The following is an 18,919-nucleotide window of genomic DNA, read 5'->3' as shown; positions in this document are numbered from 1 at the left end:
CCGGGGGCCCTTCTCGCATCCGCTCGGGATCGAACGGTGGTGCCGGTGATCAGACGGTCGTGATGACCTGGTCGGCCTCCAGGCGCGGGGAGCGCGGGAACCAGGCGTCATCGCCCGGCTTGCCGATGTTGACGATCATCAGCGGGGTGTGGTCGTCGTCCAGGAACTCCTTCTGGATGCCGGCGAGGTCGGCGCCGGTCATCGGGCCCGCGGCGAGACCCGCGGCGCGGACGCCGATGATGAAGTACGCGGCCTGGAGCGCGGCGTTCAGCGCGGCGGCGCCTTCACGGGCCGGGCGCTCGGAGAAGAAGAGGTCCTTCGCGGCCGGGAAGTGCGGCAGGAGCGCCGGCAGCTCCTCGTGGAACTCGTTGTCCGCGGCGAGGATCGCGACCAGCGGGGCGGCGGCGGTCTTCGCCTGGTTGCCCTCGGCGAGGTGCTGCACGAGGCGCTCACGGGCCTCGGGGGAGCGGACCAGGGTGATACGCAGGGGCGACTGGTTGAAGGCGGTCGGGCCGTACTTGACCAGGTCGTAGATCGCCTGCACCTGCTCGTCGGTCACCGGCTCGTCGGTGAACGTGTTCGCGGTGCGGGCCTCGCGGAACAGCAGGTCCTGAGCGGTGGGGTCAAGGACGAGAGACATGAAGAACCTTCTCGGTATGTGCGGTGGATCCCGGAGGATCTGTTGGCAATGACGACAGTACGACGAAGAGGTTTAAAGTTCAACCAAAAGCGGGGCATGGTGATCCGCTTCACAGATGCGGGCCCGGAAAGGGCAGGTGCGGAGAGCGGGTGTTCCGCCTCATGACGGCGGCCGGTGCGCCCGCATGACGACGGCGGCCGGCCCCCGCGGGAGCCGGCCGCCGTCGCTGTCCGTCGTTACTCGGAGCCGGAGCCGGAGCCGGAGCCGGAGCCGGAGCCGGAGCCGGTGTCCGGGTCCTCTTCCTGGGACTCTTCCTCGGCCAGGGCCGCGTCCAGGCGGGCCCGCGCGCCCTCCAGCCAGCGCCGGCAGACCTTCGCCAGCTCCTCGCCCCGCTCCCAGAGCGCCAGGGACTCCTCCAGGGTCGTACCACCCGCCTCCAGGCGGCGTACGACCTCGATCAGCTCGTCCCGTGCCTGCTCGTACCCGAGCGCCTCGTCCACCTTGCTGGTCATGCGCCCACCCTATGCATCGACTCGAACCGTGAATTCACCCTCGGCGACCCGCGCCCGCAGCGTCTCGTCCGCCGCGACCTCGGCCGGGTCCCGGACCACATGCCCGTCGGCCTTCTGCAGCACCGCGTACCCCCGCTGGAGGGTCGCGGCGGGGGAGAGGGCCACCACACGCGCGTGGGTGTGCGTCAGCTCCGAGTCCGCGCGGTCCAGGAGATGCCCGAGGGTGCGCCGGCCCCGTTCGAGCAGTGCGGCGACCTGGTCCGCCCGCACGTCGATCATCCGGTGCGGATCCTCTATCGAGGGCCGGGCCAGCGCGTGCGCGAGGCCGCGCTCCTCGCGGTCGATGAACGACCGGACGCAGCGTCGCGCACGGTCCCGCAGGAACCGCACCCGCTCGTACTCCTCACCGACGTCCGGCACGATCTTCTTGGCGGCGTCGGTCGGCGTGGACGCCCGCAGGTCGGCCACATGGTCGAGCAGCGGGTTGTCGGGTTCGTGCCCGATGGCCGACACGACGGGCGTACGGCAGGCCGCGACCGCCCGGACGAGCTGCTCGTCGGAGAACGGCAGCAGATCCTCCACGCTGCCGCCGCCGCGCGCCACGATGATCACGTCGACCTCGGCGAGTGCGTCGAGTTCCTTCACCGCCTGTACGACCTGCGGTACGGCGTGGACGCCCTGTACGGCGACATTGCGCACCTCGAAGCGGACGGCGGGCCAGCGGTGCCGCGCGTTCTCCAGCACGTCCCGCTCGGCCGCCGACGCGCGCCCGCACACCAGCCCGACGAGCTGCGGCAGGAACGGCAGCGCCTTCTTGCGCTCGGCCGCGAACAGTCCCTCGGCCGCCAGCGACTTCTTCAGCTGCTCAAGGCGGGCCAGGAGCTCACCCACGCCGACCGGCTTGATCTCGGCGGCGCGCAGGGACAGCTGCCCGCGCGGCGCGTACCACTCGGGCTTGGCGTGGACCACCACCCGGGCGCCCTCGCTCACCACGTCGGCGACCGCGTCGAAGACCTGCCGGTAGCAGGTCACGCCCACCGAGATGTCGTACGACGGGTCGCGCAGCGTCAGGAAGACGACGCCCGCTCCGGGGCGCCGCGACAACTGGGTGATCTGCCCCTCGACCCACACCGCGCCGAGCCGGTCGATCCATCCCCCGATGAGCCGTGACACCTCGCCGACGGGCAGCGGAGCGTCCGCGGACGTGTTGAGAGCCATGCGCCCGAGCGTAGTGGCCCCCACCGACAACGCCCGCACCCCCGACGCGGCTCGGGCCGACCCGGCCTCCTGGCCCCGGCCCGCCCGGCGGGCACCATCCGGCCTCGGACCCGGCTGGCCCGACAGGCGCTGTCCGGCCCCGTTCCCGCCCCGCCCGACAGGCGCCACCCAGCCCCGGTCCCGCCCTGCCCGACAGGGCTACCGGCCCAGGCGGCCCCGCCCCGCCCCGACAGGCGCCACCCGGCCCCAGCCCCGTTCCCGCCCCGCCCGACAGGCACCACCCGGTCCCGGCCCGGGACCTGCTCCGCCACCACGCGCTACCCGGACCCGGACCCGGACCCGCCCCGCCCCCGCTGGGCGATCAGCACCGCCAGCCCCACCGTCAGCCAGACGAGGCCGACCACCTGGGCCGTCTCCGAGGCCTCGACGATCACCGTGACGGTGATCGCGGCGCCCAGCACGGGTACGAGGACGTGCCGCCACCACACCATCGGCCCGTCCCTGTGCCGCACGGCGAACCAGCCCACCACGGACGCGTGCAGCAGCGTGAACGCCGTCAGCGCGCCGATGTCGACCACCGAGACCAGCTTGTCGAGGCCGTCGTCGCGGCGCGCCGCCCAGACCGCGGCGACCAGCGTGATCACCGCGGCGCACAGCAGTGCCGCCCGCGGCAGCCCGGAGTCGGTCCGCGCCAGCGCCCGCGGCAGCCGCCGGTCGCGGGCCATCGCGAAGACGAGACGCCCGGCCGCGGCCTGCCCGGCCAGCGCCGCGAAGGCCGCGCCGATCGCCTTGCTGACCGCCACCAGGTTGTGCAGCCACGAACCGACGGAGGCGTCCACGGCGTCGTAGAAGGCCGAACCCTGCTTCGCGGGGTCGGTGGCGAGCCGCGCCGACGACAGCGGCTCCAGAAGCGACGCCAGGTAGGTCTGCGCCACGAACAGCAGGCCCGCCAGCGCCAGACAGAACAGGACCGCGCGGGCCACCTTCTCCGAGCCGCCCGTGACCTCCTCGGCGAAGGAGGCGATCGCGTCGAAGCCCAGAAAGGAGAGGACGGCGACCGAGACCGCGCCGATGACCGCCGACAGCGCGAACGCGCCCTGCGTGCCGTCACCCGACAGCGGGGACAGCCAGCCGCGGTGCGCGCCGTCGCGCGCGAGCACCACGATCGCCGACACGGCGAAGACGAGAAGGACCACGATCTCCATCGCGAGCACCAGGAGGCCGACCCGCGCCGCGGTGCGGACACCCCAGAGGTTGAGGAACGTCGTGATGACGACGGCGAGTGTGGTCCACACCCACCGGGAGACCTCCGGGACCAGGGCGTTCATCGCGATCCCGGAGAACAGATAGGCCACCGCCGGAATGAGCAGATAGTCCAGCATCACCATCCACCCGGCGATGAACCCGGCCTCTTTTCCGAGCCCCGCGCGCGCGTAGGCGAACACCGAACCCGCCTGGGGGACCACGCGGACCATCTGCGCGTAGCTGAACGCGGTGAAGGCCATGGCGACCGTGGCGACGACGTAGACCAGCGCGACCGCCCCGTGCGACTTCGCGTCCAGGGTCCCGAAGACCCCGACCGGCGCCATCGGGGCGATGAACAGCAGCCCGTAGACGACCAGGTCCCGAAAACCGAGGCTGCGCCGCAGTCCGGGCTCCGCCGCGCCCGAGCCGGCGGTGGTCTGGGTGTCGGACATCGTGCCTCCCGAGGGTCGCGCCCGGCCCACCCCCCGGCTCCTCACAGTCTCTCCAAGGAGGCGATCTTTGACCTGCCGGGCGCGGCCTTACGATGGGGGGCATGACTGCTTCGCCTGGCCGCCGTGTCCTGCTCGCCGCCCCCCGGGGCTACTGCGCGGGCGTGGACCGCGCCGTGATCGCCGTCGAGAAGGCCCTTGAGCAGTACGGGGCCCCGATCTATGTCCGTCACGAGATCGTCCACAACAAGTACGTCGTGCAGACCCTGGAGAAGAAGGGCGCGATCTTCGTCGAGCAGACGGCGGAGGTCCCCGAGGGGTCCATCGTCATGTTCTCGGCGCACGGCGTCGCCCCGGTCGTCCACGACGAGGCCGCCGCGGGCAAGCTCGCCACCATCGACGCGACGTGCCCGCTGGTCACCAAGGTCCACAAGGAAGCCGTCCGGTTCGCGAACGACGACTTCGACATCCTCCTCATCGGGCACGAGGGCCACGAGGAGGTCATCGGCACCTCCGGAGAGGCACCCGACCACATCACCCTGGTCGACGGCCCCGAGGATGTCGCCAAGGTCGAGGTCCGCGACCCCTCCCGGGTCGTCTGGCTCTCCCAGACCACCCTCTCGGTCGACGAGACCATGGAGACGGTCGACGCCCTGAAGGAGAAGTTCCCGCAGCTCATCTCCCCGCCGAGCGACGACATCTGCTACGCCACGCAGAACCGTCAGCTCGCCGTGAAGCAGATGGGCGCGGAGGCCGAGCTGGTGATCGTGGTGGGATCGCGCAACTCCTCCAACTCCGTGCGGCTGGTCGAGGTGGCCAAGCTCGCCGGCTCCCGCGCCGCGTATCTCGTGGACTTCGCCGACGAGATCGAGGAGGCGTGGCTGGAGGGCGTGAGCACGGTCGGCGTCACCTCCGGTGCCTCCGTTCCCGAGGTCCTCGTCGAGCAGGTCCTGGAGTGGCTGTCCCAGCGCGGCTTCGAGGACGTGGAGATCGTCAAGGCCGCCGAGGAGTCCATCACCTTCTCGCTGCCCAAGGAGCTGCGCCGCGATCTGCGCGCCGAGGCGGCCGCGCTCGTGGAGCTGCGCACCGGTGGTACGCCCGGGAAGTGACGCTCCGTCGTACGACGTAACGTGGGTCCATGCAGATCTTCGGTGTGGACATTGGCGGATCCGGGATCAAGGGTGCCCCTGTGGACCTTGACCGCGGGGACCTGGCGGAGGAGCGCTTCAAGGTGCTCACCCCGCACCCCTCGACGCCCGACGCGGTGGCCGACGGCGTGAAGGACGTCATCGGTCACTTCGGCTGGTCGGGTCCGGTGGGCATCACGTTCCCGGGTGTGGTGACCGGCGGTTCCACCATCCGCACGGCGGCCAATGTCGACAAGGCCTGGATCGACACCGACGCGCGCGCGTTGCTGAGCGAGCGGCTGGGCGGACTGCCGGTGACCGTGCTGAACGACGCGGACGCGGCGGGCGTCGCCGAGATGCAGTTCGGCGCCGGGCGCGACCGTCGGGGCACGGTCATCCTGCTCACCTTCGGCACCGGCATCGGCAGCGCCCTCTTCATCGACGGCGAGCTGGTCCCGAACACCGAGCTGGGCCACCTGGAGCTGCACGGCCACGACGCCGAGAAGCGGGCCTCCACCAAGGCCAAGGACGACAACGAGCTGACCTGGGAGCACTGGGCGCGCCGGGTCACCAAGTACCTCGCCCACGTCGAGATGCTCTTCTCCCCGGAGCTCTTCATCATCGGCGGCGGCGTCAGCCGCAAGGCCGACAAGTTCCTGCCGCTGATCGAGGACATCAAGGCGGAGATCGTCCCGGCACAGCTCCAGAACAACGCGGGGATCGTGGGCGCGGCGATGCGCGCGGCGAAGGTCGCGCAGTAGCGGCGACGCCGCCACGCCGGAACGGGGGCCTGTCCGGAAGGGGGGCCCGCCCCGGAACGGAGGCCTGCCCCGGAAGGGGGCCTGCCCCGGAAGGGGGCCTGCCCCGGAAGGGGGCCTGCCCCGGAAGGGGGCCTGCCCCGGAAGGGGGCCTGCCCCGGAAGGGGGCCTGCCCCGGAAGGGGGCCCGCCCCGGAACGCGGGCCCGTACGCGGCGGTGGCGGCGCCCCGGAGCTGGGGTCAGCGGGTCTGTCGGCTGTCCGGCAGACCGCGCGCCGCCGCCCGGCGCCGGGCGGCCCGGCGGCTCATCCGGCGGACCTTGCGGACGGTCACGACGAGGCCCGCGACCAGCGTTCCCCCGTACAGCCAGCCCGCCTGGAGGGCGAGGCCGGTGACCAGGCCCATGAAACGGCCGCTGATGCCGCCGCCGCCGCTGTCGTCCGCGATCGGCAGCAGCCCGAAGGTGAAGGCGATCGGTACGACCACGGGGGCGGTCACCAGGTCGCCGGGCCGCACCCACAGCGCCGTCAGCGCGCACACCGGCAGGAACAGCACCCCGTACACCGTCGGTGATCCCCCGAACAGCAGGTGGTCGAGGCAGGCCAGTGCGAACATCGACGCGCCGCAGAACAACCCGCTGCCGAGCCCGGTGAGCCGGGGACTCGGCGCCCGCCGCGTCTCCCGGACACCCCCGGGCGCGGGCCGCCGCGCCGGCGGGGCGCCCCGCCGGACACCGCCGCCCGCACCCCGTCCGGCCTGTGCCGGAACGGGTGCGCCGCGTCGCGGTCTGTACTGAGGGGGACGCGTCCTGTGTTGCTCCACTGGAACAACTTAGGTCGTTTTATGTGTGGAATGGCTCTTCAGACACGCCGGAGACAAGCCGAAGGCGAGGTCGTGGCAAGAGCTTGGCCATGCGTTCGATACCTCGCCGGTACGAGCCGTGTCACGCCGTAGACTGGTGGATCGGCCCGCACTCCTCGAGGGCCCTTCGCCCATCCTCTCGTACGGGAAGTCGCAACGTGTCGCTCACGATCGGAATCGTCGGTCTGCCCAATGTCGGCAAGTCGACCATGTTCAACGCCCTGACCAAGAACGACGTGCTCGCGGCCAACTACCCGTTCGCCACGATCGAGCCCAACGTGGGCGTGGTCGGCGTCCCCGACGCCCGGCTGACCAAGCTGGCCGAGATCTTCGGTTCGCAGAAGATCCTCCCGGCGACCGTCGACTTCGTCGACATCGCGGGCATCGTGAAGGGCGCCTCGGAGGGTGAGGGCCTGGGCAACAAGTTCCTCGCGAACATCCGCGAGTCGGACGCGATCTGTCAGGTCATCCGCGCCTTCAAGGACGAGAACGTCGTACACGTCGACGGCAAGGTCTCGCCCAAGGACGACATCGAGACGATCAACACCGAGCTGATCCTCGCGGACCTCCAGACGATCGAGAAGGTCCTGCCGCGCCTCCAGAGGGAGTCGCGCATCAAGAAGGACATCGGCCCGAAGGTCGCGGCGGTCGAGGCGGCCCAGGCGATCCTGGAGAAGGGCGAGACCCTCTTCTCCGCGGGCATCGTCCAGGGCTCCGGCAATGAGGAACTGCTGCACGACCTGCACCTGCTCACCACCAAGCCGTTCCTGTACGTCTTCAACGTCGACGAGGACGAGCTGGTCGACGACGCCTTCAAGGCCGAGCAGAGCGCCCTGGTCGCTCCGGCCGAAGCGATCTTCCTCAACGCCAAGCTGGAGGCGGACCTCGCCGAGCTCGACGAGGAGGACGCGAGGGAGCTCCTGGAGTCGGTCGGCGTGGAGGAGCCCGGCATGGCGACCCTGGCCCGCGTCGGCTTCAACACCCTCGGCCTGCAGACCTACCTGACGGCAGGTCCCAAGGAATCCCGCGCCTGGACGATCAAGAAGGGCGCCACCGCCCCCGAGGCCGCCGGTGTCATCCACACCGACTTCCAGAAGGGCTTCATCAAGGCCGAGGTCATCTCCTTCGCCGACCTGGTCGAGACGGGCTCGGTCGCCGAGGCCCGCGCCAAGGGCAAGGCCCGCATGGAGGGCAAGGACTACGTCATGCAGGACGGCGACGTGGTGGAGTTCCGCTTCAACGTCTGAGCGGACGAGGGGACACCACGCCGCCGACGCGGCAAACATGCAGGTAAAAAGGGGCCGACTCCTCCGGGGGTCGGCCCCTTGCCCTTTTTCGTCAGCTGTTCGCCCCGCACGGAGAGCAATGAGAGTGGTACGTTATTCGGTACCACTTGATAGAGGGAGTCGGCTCATGTCCATAACCGCGAGCGAAGCCCGCAAGGCTCTCTTCCCGCTGATCAAGAAGGTCAATGACGATCACGAGGCCATCGAGATCGTCTCCAAGCACGGCAATGCCGTGCTTGTCTCGGCCGAGGACTATGCGGCGCTGCGCGAGGGCTCGTACCTGTTGCGCTCGCCTGCGAACGCGCGGCGACTGCTCAAGGCGTACGAGAATGCCTTGAGCAACATCAACGTGTCGGAGCGCGAGCTGATCGATCCGGATGCGGCGGATCCTGCTGCGGGTGTCGTGTGAGGCTCGCCTTCGAGGATCAGGGCTGGGAGGACTACACGTCCTGGCTCAAGAGCGACCGCAAGATGCTCGTTCGGATCAACAGGCTCATCGAGGACGTCATGCGTGACCCCTTCACGGGGATCGGCAAGCCTGAGGCGCTCAAGTACCACTTGCCTGGGGCCTGGTCGAGGCGGATCGACGACGAGCACCGTCTCGTCTACCTGGTCACGGACAAGGAAATTGTCATTCTCGCGGCTCGTTATCACTACTGATCGGTGCCTCGTCGTGCTTGATGGGTAGCCTGCCCGCCGCAGATACAGGGTCCGACGCCCCTGGGCGCCCCGGCTCCAGCTCGTGCGGACGGGACCCGGCTCGGGCCGGGTGTGTTCAGATGCCCCGTACCCACGCCACGGTGAACGGTGTCTCGGGTGTGCCCGGTCCCATCGGTCCGCCCTTGTCGAACTGGGAGCGGACGACGAGTGTGCGGCCGTCGTGGCGTACCAGCGTGGTCGGGATCTGGAGCGCGGGATCGGTGAGGCTGCGCTCCAGACGGGCCGCGGTGCCGTCCGGCGACAGGCGCCAGCGGGTGATCGTGTCGGTCCTGTTGAGGGCGGCCCACAAGGTGGTGCCGACCAGTTCCAGTCCATCGCCGTTCACCAGGTCACCTCCGTGCAGGGCGACTTGGCGGATCCTGCCGGTGATGAGGTCCACCCGGTAGAGGGCGCCCCCGGTCATGTCGACGGTGAACAGGCAGCGGTCCCCGGCGGCGATGCCGTTCAGGGTGAACGTGCCGGCCGGGTGCGGGGCCAGGATGCCGCCGAAGTCGTAGGCGGGGGTGAGCGTGGCACGACCGCCGTGGGCCGCGGCCCGGGCGAGCTCGGCCGGTGTCACCCGGTAGACGACCTCGCGCACGCTGTCCGTCAGGTAGGCGCTGCCGTCCGCGGCGATCGCCAGGTCGTTGACGAAACGCGGCGCGTCACCGGGGACGTCGAAGCGGGCCAGCAGGGCGCGGGTGCGCACGTCGTAGACGGCGACCCCGGCCGTCGAGTCGGTCACCCAGAGACGGCCGGACCCGTCGACCTTCAGCCCGTTCGCGGTGTTCCGGCCGTCCGCGCCCGGGGGCAGGAAGGTCTCGGCCGCACGGCGTCCGGGCGCCGCGCGGTAGACGGCGCCGGTGGTGTACGAGCCCACGTACAGGGCTCCGGTGCGCGGGTCGGCGGCGATGCCCTCCGGGTAGGCGCGGTCGTCGGGAAGTTCGAAGGCGGTGGAGATGCGGGGGGTGGAGATGCTGCGGGTGGAGCTATGGGGGGTGGAGACCGGGGCCGTGGAGAGGCCGGGTGCGGCGCTCGCGGGCGGGGCGCCCGCGGCGGTCGCCGCGATGGCGGCGGCGGTGGCGGTCAGGAAGGTGCGGCGCTGGATCGAACGGGACACGGCGGAACCTCTCGGTCTGCATCTCGGGCGTCGACGAGCTGAGCGATGAGTACGAACGTATGTTAGAGCTCTAATGCTCGTCAATGTCTTTACGGATGGGTGGAGGCTCATCGTCGTATAGTCCGTACGATCCGCGGCTACCATGCGGAGATGACGTCCATGCCCGTGTCCGAGCGCCTCGGCTCCCACCTCAAACGGGCCGAGCAGGCCCTCGGCGCGACCAAGGCCGCGGTGCTCAAACCGGCGGGCGTGACCGTCGCCCAGTACGCGGCGCTGCTCCACCTCAGCGAGAACCCCGGCATCTCGGCCGCCGCGCTGGCCCGCCTCTGCCTGGTCACACCGCCGACCATGAACACGGTCCTGAACAACCTCCAGGACCGCGGCCTCATCGAGCGCACGCCGCACGCCTGGCACAAGAACGTCCTGGAGACCCGGCTCACCGACGAGGGCAGGACAGCGCTCGCCGACGCCGACGCCCGCGCCGTACGGGTCGAGCGCGCCCTGGCCGCCGAGTTCACCGCTGAGGAGCGCGACACCATCGCAGCCCTGCTCGGCCGGTGCGTCGCGGTCCTGGAGAAGGAACGCTCCCGCCCCTGAGGGGCGCTCCCAGCGAAACTCCCTGGTCCGGGCCGACCCCGGGATCAGTCCTGGGCCATCCCCGTCTTCACCCCGGCCCCGCACAGCGGCACCACGGCCTCCCGTCGGCCGAGTGCGCCCTCACGGACCGCCGCCCAGCAGGCCACGCCCGTGGACTCCACGTACAGGCCCCGTCCCGCCAGGTCCGCCTGGGCGTGCCGGATCTGGTCCTCCGTCACGGTCAGGAAGGCGCCCCCGGAGGCGCGTACCGCGCGCAGGATCTGGCGGGCCCGGGGCGGGTTCGGGATCGCGATGCCCTCGGCGAACGTGGGCGCCATGGGGGTGACGCCGACGAGTTCGTCGGCGCCCTCGGACCAGGCATGGGCCAGCGGGGCGACCGCGGCGGACTGGACGGCGTACAGGGCGGGCCTGCGGTCGATCAGCCCCGCCGCGTGCAGCTCGGCCACGGCGAGGGCGGCGCCGAGGAGCAGCGTGCCGTTGCCGACGGGCACCACCACGACGTCCGGCAGGCGTCCGCCGAGGTCCTCCCAGAGCTCGTGGACGTACGTCTTCGTGCCGTGCAGGAAGTACGGGTTGAAGACGTGCGAGGCGTAGAACACGCCCTCCTCGTCGGCCGCTTCGCGCGCCGCGCGTGCCGTCGCCTCGCGGTCGCCCTCGACCACCCGCAGCCGTGCCCCGTGCGCCTCGATCTGCTCCAGCTTCTTCGCGGAGGTGCCCTCGGGGACGTACACCGTGCAGGGCAGTCCCGCCCGCGCGCAGTACGCGGCGATCGCCGTGCCCGCGTTGCCGCTGCTGTCCGCGAGCACCTGTCGGGGCCGCAGCCGCAGCGCCAGCTCGGCCAGCAGCACGGCCCCGCGGTCCTTGAACGACAGCGTCGGCATCAGGAAGTCGAGCTTCGCGGAGATGCCCTCGCGGAGGGGGACCAGGGGTGTGCGGCCCTCGCCCAGGCTGACCGTGGGCGTGCCCAGCGGCAGACACTCCGCGTAGCGCCACAGCGAGTTCACCCGCCCGGTGAGGGAGCTGAGGGGAGCCGGCGTCGGCGCGAAGTCCAGATCGAGCGGGCCGCGGCAGACCGGGCAGCACCAGGCGAGCGAGCCGGCGGGGACACGGGTGCCGTCCGTCGGGCAGAAGCAGTCCGGCAGTGGAGTCATAGACGCAGGTTAGACGGGGGCGGCACCGGGTGACGGGGTGTCACCACTGCGTCACGGCAGGCGGGTTACGGCAGAGGCGCCCCACGGGGCCCGGCCGCGCGCCCGCGCCCGCCGCCCGGTTCGGGCGAACCCCCGCGGCCGCCGCCCCCGTGCCCTCCGCCGGCTGGCGGCGCTGGGTGGCGGAGGACACGGGGGTCGTTCGTCCGTCGCTCCGGCCGTCACCAGGACGGCCTCTGTTATGGCCCGGCCCGTGCCGCGCTTACGATGCGCGCAGCCATCCGGCAGTCGTACACAGGTTCCATCGCATGTGGATGAGGAGCAAGGGAAGTCGTGGCCACACCTCCGCCGCCCGGGCCGCAGCAGCCAGAGGGGCAGTACCCGCCGCCCGGGACGCCCCCGGGCGCTCCGGGGACACCGCCGGGCGCTCCAGGGATACCGCCGGGCACCCCGGGGATACCGCAGGGGACCCCCGGCGCCTACCCGCCGCCGTATCCGCACGCCGCGCACCCCCAGGGCCCCTACCCGGAAGGCCCGTACCAGCAGTCCCCGTACCAGCAGTCCCCGTACGCGGGCCCGTATCAGACCTGGGGGCAGGGCTACTCCCCGTACAACCGGCCGGTGCCCTTCAACGGGCTCGCGATCGCGGCGCTCGTCCTCGGCATCCTCTGCTTCCTGCCCGCCGTCGGGCTGGTGCTCGGGATCGTGGCGCTCGTCCAGATCAAGAAGCGCGGGGAGCGGGGCAAGGGGATGGCGGTGGGCGGCATGGTGATGTCGTCGATCGGCGTGGTGCTGCTCGCGCTCATGGTCGCCACGGGTGGCGCGCGCGATTTCTGGGACGGCTTCCAGGGCGCTGCGAACGACTCGGGAGGCGCCGCGTTCTCACTGGAGGTGGGCGAGTGCTTCGACTCGCTCAACGGCTCCCTGAAGGGCCTGGCGTTCGACGTCGACAAGGTGCCGTGCTCGGGCGAGCACGACGCCGAGGTGTTCGCGGAATTCGCGATGGGCGACGGCGACTACCCGGGGGACATTGCGCTCGGCGATGAGGCCGACCGGCGGTGTTACCGGGAACAGAGCGGCTACGCGATGGACTCCTGGGCCGTCCCGGACGACGTCGACGTGTACTCCTTCACGCCGACGTCGCAGAGCTGGCGCCGCGGCGACCGCGAGGTCAGCTGTCTGTTCGGGAACACCGACGAGAAGGGCAGCCTGACGGGCTCCCTGCGCAACGACCAGCTGACGCTGGACCCCGACCAGTACTCCTATCTGAGTTCGGCGCGGGAAATCAACAACGCGCTGGCCGGGGTGCCCGAGGCGGAGTCCATCGAGGACGATCTGCCCGGCTACAAGAAGTGGGCGGCCTTCGTCTCGGAGAGAGTGGCGTGGGAGGCGGACGGGCTGCCCGCCCACAGGTTCGGGCCGGCCGCGCGTGGACGGATCGCAGCCCTGGCCAAGGACATGGCCCTCTCGGCGAAGGAGTGGGCGAAGGCCGCCGACGCGCCGGACGTGGACACCTTCTACACGCACTACGAGAAGGCCGTGAAGCTCATCGACCCCAGGAAGACGGTCACCACCCGCAAAGCTCTGGGGCTCGCCACCACCCCGCCGAAGTACGACGAGGGCGGCGACAACGGTGACGGCGGTGAAGGCGGCGCCGGAATGGAGGTGTGACGGCGGCCATAGCGGGGAGAAAGTGCCTGCGTAAGGCCTTGGGGGGCGCGCGTCATCACATCGAGTGATTCTCTGGCCTTTGCTTGCATGGCACAACCCACGGTTGCCACGCTGTTGCTGTCTGTACAACCTGATGGGAGCGGCTAAGTGACTTTCGGTGAGCAGCCGGCGTACTTGCGTGTCGCGGGTGATCTCCGCAAGAAGATCGTCGACGGCTCGCTACCACCGCACACCCGCCTCCCCTCGCAGGCCAGAATCCGCGAGGAGTACGGGGTCTCCGACACGGTCGCCCTGGAGGCGCGCAAGGTGCTGATGGCCGAGGGCCTGGTCGAGGGCCGCTCCGGGTCGGGCACCTATGTGCGGGAGAGGCCGGTCCCGCGCCGCGTGGCCCGTACCGGATACCGGCCGGACAGCGGCGCCACCCCCTTCCGCCAGGAGCAGGCCGACATCGCCGTGCGCGGCACCTGGGAGTCCCACAGCCGGCAGGTCGAGGCGAGCGGCGCGATCGCCGAGCGGCTGGCCATCCAGCCGGGCGACCGCGTGATGTGCACGAACTACGTCTACCGGGACGGCGGCGAGGCGATGATGCTGTCCACGTCCTGGGAGCCGCTCGCCGTCACCGGGCGGACGCCGGTGATGCTCCCGGAGGAGGGCCCGCTCGGCGGCATGGGTGTCGTCGAGCGCATGGCGGCCATCGACGTGATCGTGGACAACGTCACCGAGGAGGTGGGCGCGCGCCCCGGCCTCGCCGAGGAGCTCCTCGCGCTGGGCGGCGTGCCCGGGCACGTGGTCGTCGTCATCCAGCGGACCTTCTTCGCCTCGGGCCGTCCGGTGGAGACGGCGGACGTGGTGGTCCCGGCGGACCGGTACCGGATCGCCTACCACCTGCCGGTGAAATGACCGCCCGTCACCTCCGGGCGGGTTGGCGTCCGGGCACGGGTTAGCGACCGGCCACGGGTTGGCGTCCGGGCAGGGCGGAGTGTCCGGCCAGGGGATGGCGTCGGGCCGCGGCGTAGTGCCCGGTCGCGGGCCCGCGGCTCAACCGGACGGCCCGTGGATCCGGTTGGTGCCCGCCTCGATCGGACGGCCCCTGGACCCGGTTGGAGTCCGCCTCAACCGGACGGCCGGTGAACCCGGTTGGAATCTGGCCTTTCTCAAGTGGCGCGCCGGGAACGGACTTCGCCCTGCTCGCGGGCGCGCCGGGAACCGTGGGCGGCGTGTTCGACGGCGTGCGCCCCCCGGGTCGACGCTCCCTACTGGCCGGTTGCGTACCTCTTTGTGAAAAGCCGTAATCGCTGCGTGAAGGTTAGGCGTAGGCTCGGGCATATGCGTATTGCGGTTTCCTTGGAGTGCGGGGTTCGGCGGGGGCCCGGGGCGGGAAGCGGAGGGGCTGGATGAACGACGGCACGATCACTCTTCCCTGGCTCGTCATACGGCAGGACGACAACGGCAATCGCTATCGCGTGGGCAGGTACGCGACCCGCGCCGAGGCTCAGAAGATCGCGGACAGCCTCGACGACCGCGGGCACAAGCAGCTCTACTGGGTCGAGCGGATCGGGCAGAACGGAAGCCGGTGATCCGTCCGCCCCGGGACCCCGCCCCGCTCCCGTAGGCTCCGGCGCATGACGGAACGGATCGTGGTGGTCGCGGGCGCCCTGGTGCACGCCGGGCGCCTGCTCGCCGCCCGCCGCAGCGCGCCCCCCGATCTCGCCGGGCGCTGGGAACTGCCGGGCGGCAAGGTCGAGCCGGGTGAGACCCCCGAGCGCGCCCTCGTGCGCGAGCTGCGCGAAGAACTCGGCGTCGAGGCGGAACCGCTGGAGCGCGTCCCCGGCGAGTGGCCCCTGAAGCCGGGATACGTCCTGGTGGTGTGGGCCGCCCGGCTGCTGCCCGGCTCGGTCCGGCCCGAGCCCCTGGAGGATCACGACGAGCTGCGCTGGCTGGCCCCCGGAGAGATCTGGGACGTGGACTGGCTGGATCAGGACGTACCGGCGGTCAAGGGCGCACTGCCGTGGCTCGATCCGGGCGCGCGATGAGCCGGGTGTGAGGTTCGTACGCCGTTCGCGCCACAGTGTGCCCCTGGGCGCGGTAAAGCATCCAAGATATCGGGTATGTGCCCATTAACCCCACGAAACCGGACATGGGTGGGTTCCTGGTCTGGGAAGTGATCGGCTTGATCGACACCGAAGGCGACTGCGCCGAGTGGACCTTTCCCGCTGAACCGGGTGCCGTCCGTACCGCGCGAGCCGTCGTCCGGCGACAGCTGCACGATTGGGGACTCGACTCCCTCGGCGACATCGCCGCGCTCCTGGTCAGTGAGTTGGTGACGAACTCGCTGCGGCACGCGACGGGCCCGATCGGCGTCCGGCTGGTGCGTCCCGAGGACGTGCCGGGCGCTCTGCGCGTCGAGGTCTCCGATCCGCTGCCGGACCCGCCCCGCGAACGGGCCGCCGACGCCTCGGACGAGAGCGGCCGCGGACTCCAGCTCGTGGCAGGCTCGTGCAGACGCTGGGGGACCCGGCCCGGAGACACCGGCAAGACCGTCTGGTTCGAACTGGCCGTGCCGGGCTGAGACACGGAGGGTTCGGATGTCCGCACGGCGCTCGGCCGGTTCAGCCTTCGGCGGGTGTCGGATTCTTTGATTCGACGGGGCGCCACCTGGTTAGAAGACTGGGAGTATGTCGCGGCCGGTCCAAAAACCATCGGGACCGTGCTGTGATCGTGAACACCGTGTCGTGCGGCGCCGTAGTGCTGGATACTGCGGGCAGCCGCCCCCGGTGACCGGTGCCGGACGCGGTGAGCTGGAGGGGACGGTTCGCGTGAGCGAGATACCAGCGAAGGCCACGGGGTCCGAGGACCCGTCGGACGGTGCGAGGGCTGATGCGGCGGGCGATCTCGCGCGCACGGTTCCCGGCGAGGACGCGGGCAGCACCACGGGCGAACGGGCAGGCGGCGCGGTGGCCGACGCGGGCGACGACGTGGTCGGCGAGGCGTTGGGCGACGCGATGTGGCAGAGCAGTCCGCCCGGTTCGATCTACGACTACATCAAGGCCGCCTCCTTCTCCATCGGCGCCGACGGGCTGGTCGACCAGTGGAGTCTGCGGGCCGAGCGGATCTTCGGTATCTCCGCGGAGCGGGCCGTCGGCATGGACCCCATCGAAGCGTTTGTCACCGCCGACCGGCGCGAGTCCGGCCAGCGCAAGATGGCGGAGATCCTGGACGGCCGCGAGTGGACCGGCGTCGTGCCCTTCAAGGTGCCCGCCTCCGAAGACGCCGGTGAGAGCGTCGGCGAGGGCGCCGAGGGCCTCGCCGAGGTCTATGTGATGCCCACCACGACCGAGGACGGCGAGCGGGCCGCCGTATGCATCGTCGTGGACGTCAGTACCCTGCGCAGCATCGAGACGGATCTCGCCGCCTCGCAGGCGATTTTCGGTCAATCTCCGTTCGGCTTCCTGCTGATCGACACGGACCTGCGGGTCCGGCGTGCCAACCAGCGGTTCGCCTCGATCTTCGGCGGCACGGTCGACGACCACCGCGGCAAGGGTGTCCAGGACTATCTCCCGCGCTCCGAGGCCGACCGCGTCACGGCGGTCCTGCGCCGCGTCCTGGAGACCGGCGACTCCATCACGGACATGCATGTCACCGGGTACGCGCCCGGCTCCGAGGAACGCCGTCACTGGTCCATCAACCTCTACCGCGTACACAGCGGAAGCGGCCGTCCCATCGGTATCGCCTGGCTCGGAACCGACATCACCGCCCGCCGCGCCGCCGCCCGGGAAGCGGCCGCCGCACGGCGCAATCTCGCCCTTCTGAACGAGGCGGGCGCCCGCATAGGCAACTCGCTCGACCTGGAGACCACCGCACGCGAACTCCTCGACGTCGTGGTCCCCGGCTTCTGCGACCTCGCGACGGTCGACCTGTACCAGGGTCTGCTGGCCGGCGACGAGGCCCCGCCGGGCCTCGCGGACGGCAGCGCCGAACTCCGCCGTGTCGCCTTCGCCAGCGCCGTCTCCGACGCGCCGTTCGTCGGCGGTCCGGCGCCCGTCGCCGTCGGCGCGGTCCACCACTACCCGTTCAACTCGCCCTGCGCGGACGCCCTGCGCACCGCCCGGCCGCAGCACATCCCCGCCGAAGAGGGCGGCCTCATCCAGTCCACGCTCGCGGTCCCGATGGTCGCCCACGACACGGTCGTGGGACTCGCCCAGTTCTCCCGTACGAAGGGCAGCGAGCCGTTCGGGGAACGCGACCGCGCCCTGGCGGTGGAACTGGCCGCCCGCGCGGCCGTCTGCATCGACAACGCGCGCCTGTACCGCCGCGAGCACGAACGCGCCCTCATCCTGCAGCGGTCCCTGCTGCCCCCGGGCGACCCCGAGGCCTCCGGCCTCGACATCGCGTGCCGCTACCTTCCCGGCAACGCGGCGACGGAGGTCGGCGGCGACTGGTTCGACGTCATCGAACTCCCCGGCCACCGCACGGCCCTTGTGGTGGGCGACGTGATGGGCCGCGGACTGCGCGCCGCGGTGGCGATGGGTGAACTCCGCACCGCGGTACGCACCTTGGCCCTGCTCGATCTCGAACCCGCCGAGGTCCTCTCGGCGCTGGACGAGATCGCGCGCGGCCTCGGCACCCCCGGAGGGGTCCAGCAGGCCACCCGCACGGCCCGCCAGCCCCGCGACGCCGACCTCTCCGAGGTGTACCTCGCGACGTGCGTGTACGCCGTCTACGACTCCGTGACCCGCCGGTGCACCTTCGCCAACGCGGGCCATCTGCCCCCCGTCCTGGTCGAGCCCGGCGAGAGCGCGCTGATGCTCGACGTGCCGCCCGGCATGCCGCTCGGGGTGGGCGGCGAGCCCTTCGAGGAGGTGGAGGTCGAACTACCCGAAGGCGCGCTGTTGGCGCTCTACACGGATGGACTGGTCGAATCGCGCGACCACCCCCTCGACGAGGGCCTGCAAGCCTTCGTCGGCGCCCTCACCGACCCCTCCAGCCCGCTGGAGGACGTCTGCGACCACGTCCTCAACACCCTCGACACCCACCACGGCGAGGACGACATCGCACTGCTCATGGCGCGCGTCCAGGGGCTGCCCGCCGAGTCCGTCGGCGACTGGACCCTGCCGCGCGAGCCCCGCAGCGTCGGCCGGGCCCGGGAGTACGCGCGCAACCAGCTCGTCGCCTGGGACCTGGAGCCGCTCGTCGACACGACGGAACTGCTGGTCAGTGAGCTGGTGACCAACGCCCTGCGGTACGGCGAGGGCGAGATCAGGCTGCGGCTGCTCCTCGACCGCACCCTCGTCTGCGAGGTCTGGGACGCCGGCCTCGTCCAGCCGCGCCGCCGCCGGGCGCGCGACACCGACGAGGGCGGGCGGGGCCTGCAGCTCGTCGGTCTGCTCTCGGCCGGGTGGGGCTCGCGCCGGACCCCGCGCGGCAAGACCGTGTGGTTCGAACTCCCGCTGCCGGACGGGGAGTCGGGGCTCGCCGACCCGGCGGAGGCGTTGCTGAGCCTGTTCTGAGGGCGGTGGCGCGGCACCGAGGGCCGTCCGGATGGTCTGCCGCCCCGCCGGGCCGCAGAACCGGTCCACGGGCTCTCCTGGG

Annotated in this window: 19 protein-coding genes; 12 read left to right on the top strand and 7 right to left on the bottom strand. The window is 71.4% G+C overall.

Annotation, left to right across the window (positions count from 1 at the left end):
• Positions 1-49: 49 nt before the first annotated feature.
• The 4 genes from ABZX90_RS16175 to ABZX90_RS16160 all read right to left on the bottom strand — a co-directional run bounded on the left by ABZX90_RS16175 (position 50) and on the right by ABZX90_RS16160 (position 4,067).
• Entirely contained in the window at positions 50-640 is a 591-nt protein-coding gene (locus ABZX90_RS16175) for a malonic semialdehyde reductase (protein ID WP_351125990.1), read from the bottom strand.
• A gap of 236 nt (positions 641-876) precedes the next feature.
• A complete protein-coding gene (locus tag ABZX90_RS16170; protein ID WP_355205300.1) occupies positions 877-1,152 on the bottom strand; it encodes an exodeoxyribonuclease VII small subunit in 276 nt (91 codons plus the stop codon).
• 9 nt (positions 1,153-1,161) lie between these two features.
• Positions 1,162-2,370: an exodeoxyribonuclease VII large subunit gene (xseA, locus tag ABZX90_RS16165; protein ID WP_355205297.1), complete on the bottom strand. Its 1,209-nt coding sequence runs from the start codon at positions 2,368-2,370 to the stop codon at positions 1,162-1,164.
• A 317-nt stretch (positions 2,371-2,687) separates the two neighbouring features.
• The gene (locus ABZX90_RS16160; protein WP_355205294.1) at positions 2,688-4,067 is read right to left on the bottom strand and encodes an APC family permease; all 1,380 of its coding nucleotides are present in this window, start codon (positions 4,065-4,067) and stop codon (positions 2,688-2,690) included.
• 92 nt (positions 4,068-4,159) lie between these two features.
• On the opposite strand from ABZX90_RS16160, the gene ABZX90_RS16155 reads away from it, so the two are divergent.
• Together ABZX90_RS16155 and ppgK are read left to right on the top strand one after the other, a co-directional pair.
• Positions 4,160-5,173, top strand: coding sequence for a 4-hydroxy-3-methylbut-2-enyl diphosphate reductase (locus ABZX90_RS16155; protein WP_355205291.1), 1,014 nt, complete (start codon positions 4,160-4,162; stop codon positions 5,171-5,173).
• A 29-nt stretch (positions 5,174-5,202) separates the two neighbouring features.
• On the top strand, positions 5,203-5,952 hold the full coding sequence (ppgK, locus tag ABZX90_RS16150; protein WP_351125980.1) for a polyphosphate--glucose phosphotransferase: 750 nt from the start codon (positions 5,203-5,205) through the stop codon (positions 5,950-5,952).
• A 236-nt stretch (positions 5,953-6,188) separates the two neighbouring features.
• Here the strand turns inward: ppgK and ABZX90_RS16145 are convergent, their stop codons facing one another.
• Positions 6,189-6,770 (bottom strand): DUF6542 domain-containing protein, encoded by a 582-nt coding sequence (locus ABZX90_RS16145; protein WP_355205287.1) that lies wholly within the window; start codon positions 6,768-6,770, stop codon positions 6,189-6,191.
• Between the two features lie 197 nt (positions 6,771-6,967).
• Here ABZX90_RS16145 and ychF point away from each other — a divergent pair, with 197 nt between their 5' ends.
• The 3 genes from ychF to ABZX90_RS16130 all read left to right on the top strand — a co-directional run bounded on the left by ychF (position 6,968) and on the right by ABZX90_RS16130 (position 8,755).
• A complete protein-coding gene (gene ychF, locus ABZX90_RS16140) occupies positions 6,968-8,056 on the top strand; it encodes a redox-regulated ATPase YchF (RefSeq protein ID WP_351125976.1) in 1,089 nt (362 codons plus the stop codon).
• A 166-nt stretch (positions 8,057-8,222) separates the two neighbouring features.
• Positions 8,223-8,504, top strand: coding sequence for a type II toxin-antitoxin system prevent-host-death family antitoxin (locus ABZX90_RS16135; protein ID WP_351125974.1), 282 nt, complete (start codon positions 8,223-8,225; stop codon positions 8,502-8,504).
• Positions 8,501-8,755 (top strand): Txe/YoeB family addiction module toxin, encoded by a 255-nt coding sequence (locus ABZX90_RS16130; RefSeq protein ID WP_351125972.1) that lies wholly within the window; start codon positions 8,501-8,503, stop codon positions 8,753-8,755. Before ABZX90_RS16135 ends, ABZX90_RS16130 begins: the two co-directional genes overlap by 4 nt.
• A gap of 115 nt (positions 8,756-8,870) precedes the next feature.
• On the opposite strand, the gene ABZX90_RS16125 is transcribed toward ABZX90_RS16130, so the two are convergent.
• Positions 8,871-9,914: a superoxide dismutase gene (locus ABZX90_RS16125; RefSeq protein ID WP_355205283.1), complete on the bottom strand. Its 1,044-nt coding sequence runs from the start codon at positions 9,912-9,914 to the stop codon at positions 8,871-8,873.
• 150 nt (positions 9,915-10,064) lie between these two features.
• On the opposite strand from ABZX90_RS16125, the gene ABZX90_RS16120 reads away from it, so the two are divergent.
• Entirely contained in the window at positions 10,065-10,511 is a 447-nt protein-coding gene (locus ABZX90_RS16120; RefSeq protein WP_355205280.1) for a MarR family transcriptional regulator, read from the top strand.
• A 44-nt stretch (positions 10,512-10,555) separates the two neighbouring features.
• On the opposite strand, the gene ABZX90_RS16115 is transcribed toward ABZX90_RS16120, so the two are convergent.
• Positions 10,556-11,662 (bottom strand): threonine synthase, encoded by a 1,107-nt coding sequence (locus tag ABZX90_RS16115; protein ID WP_351125968.1) that lies wholly within the window; start codon positions 11,660-11,662, stop codon positions 10,556-10,558.
• A 330-nt stretch (positions 11,663-11,992) separates the two neighbouring features.
• Between ABZX90_RS16115 and ABZX90_RS16110 the strand changes: the two genes are divergently transcribed.
• The 6 genes from ABZX90_RS16110 to ABZX90_RS16085 all read left to right on the top strand — a co-directional run bounded on the left by ABZX90_RS16110 (position 11,993) and on the right by ABZX90_RS16085 (position 18,837).
• Entirely contained in the window at positions 11,993-13,330 is a 1,338-nt protein-coding gene (locus tag ABZX90_RS16110) for a DUF4190 domain-containing protein (protein WP_355205277.1), read from the top strand.
• A gap of 147 nt (positions 13,331-13,477) precedes the next feature.
• Positions 13,478-14,230 carry a GntR family transcriptional regulator gene (locus ABZX90_RS16105; RefSeq protein ID WP_351125964.1) on the top strand — a complete coding sequence of 251 codons (753 nt, stop codon included), beginning with the start codon at positions 13,478-13,480 and terminating at the stop codon, positions 14,228-14,230.
• Between the two features lie 494 nt (positions 14,231-14,724).
• Positions 14,725-14,907, top strand: coding sequence for an SPOR domain-containing protein (locus ABZX90_RS16100; protein WP_028804678.1), 183 nt, complete (start codon positions 14,725-14,727; stop codon positions 14,905-14,907).
• 45 nt (positions 14,908-14,952) lie between these two features.
• The gene (locus tag ABZX90_RS16095) at positions 14,953-15,363 is read left to right on the top strand and encodes a (deoxy)nucleoside triphosphate pyrophosphohydrolase (RefSeq protein ID WP_351125962.1); all 411 of its coding nucleotides are present in this window, start codon (positions 14,953-14,955) and stop codon (positions 15,361-15,363) included.
• Positions 15,364-15,467: 104 nt separating this feature from the next.
• Positions 15,468-15,899: an ATP-binding protein gene (locus tag ABZX90_RS16090; protein ID WP_355205272.1), complete on the top strand. Its 432-nt coding sequence runs from the start codon at positions 15,468-15,470 to the stop codon at positions 15,897-15,899.
• 247 nt (positions 15,900-16,146) lie between these two features.
• Positions 16,147-18,837 (top strand): SpoIIE family protein phosphatase, encoded by a 2,691-nt coding sequence (locus tag ABZX90_RS16085; RefSeq protein ID WP_355205269.1) that lies wholly within the window; start codon positions 16,147-16,149, stop codon positions 18,835-18,837.
• Positions 18,838-18,919 lie beyond the last annotated feature (82 nt).

Origin of the sequence: Streptomyces sp. NPDC002935 (assembly GCF_040611295.1) — a bacterium.
Classification (GTDB): Bacteria; Actinomycetota; Actinomycetes; order Streptomycetales; family Streptomycetaceae; genus Streptomyces.
The sequence above is the reverse complement of the archived record's forward strand: the minus strand, read 5'-3'. Positions and strand labels throughout refer to the sequence as shown.

Bases quoted from the DNA above. Each gene is read 5' to 3' on its own strand.
- ABZX90_RS16175 (WP_351125990.1), bottom strand. From the start codon at position 640: ATGTCTCTCGTCCTTGACCCCACCGCTCAGGACCTGCTGTTCCGCGAG.
- ABZX90_RS16170 (WP_355205300.1), bottom strand. From the start codon at position 1,152: ATGACCAGCAAGGTGGACGAGGCGCTCGGGTACGAGCAGGCACGGGAC.
- xseA (WP_355205297.1), bottom strand. From the start codon at position 2,370: ATGGCTCTCAACACGTCCGCGGACGCTCCGCTGCCCGTCGGCGAGGTG.
- ABZX90_RS16160 (WP_355205294.1), bottom strand. From the start codon at position 4,067: ATGTCCGACACCCAGACCACCGCCGGCTCGGGCGCGGCGGAGCCCGGA.
- ABZX90_RS16155 (WP_355205291.1), top strand. From the start codon at position 4,160: ATGGGGGGCATGACTGCTTCGCCTGGCCGCCGTGTCCTGCTCGCCGCC.
- ppgK (WP_351125980.1), top strand. From the start codon at position 5,203: ATGCAGATCTTCGGTGTGGACATTGGCGGATCCGGGATCAAGGGTGCC.
- ABZX90_RS16135 (WP_351125974.1), top strand. From the start codon at position 8,223: ATGTCCATAACCGCGAGCGAAGCCCGCAAGGCTCTCTTCCCGCTGATC.
- ABZX90_RS16120 (WP_355205280.1), top strand. From the start codon at position 10,065: ATGACGTCCATGCCCGTGTCCGAGCGCCTCGGCTCCCACCTCAAACGG.
- ABZX90_RS16115 (WP_351125968.1), bottom strand. From the start codon at position 11,662: ATGACTCCACTGCCGGACTGCTTCTGCCCGACGGACGGCACCCGTGTC.
- ABZX90_RS16100 (WP_028804678.1), top strand. From the start codon at position 14,725: ATGAACGACGGCACGATCACTCTTCCCTGGCTCGTCATACGGCAGGAC.
- ABZX90_RS16095 (WP_351125962.1), top strand. From the start codon at position 14,953: ATGACGGAACGGATCGTGGTGGTCGCGGGCGCCCTGGTGCACGCCGGG.
- ABZX90_RS16090 (WP_355205272.1), top strand. From the start codon at position 15,468: ATGGGTGGGTTCCTGGTCTGGGAAGTGATCGGCTTGATCGACACCGAA.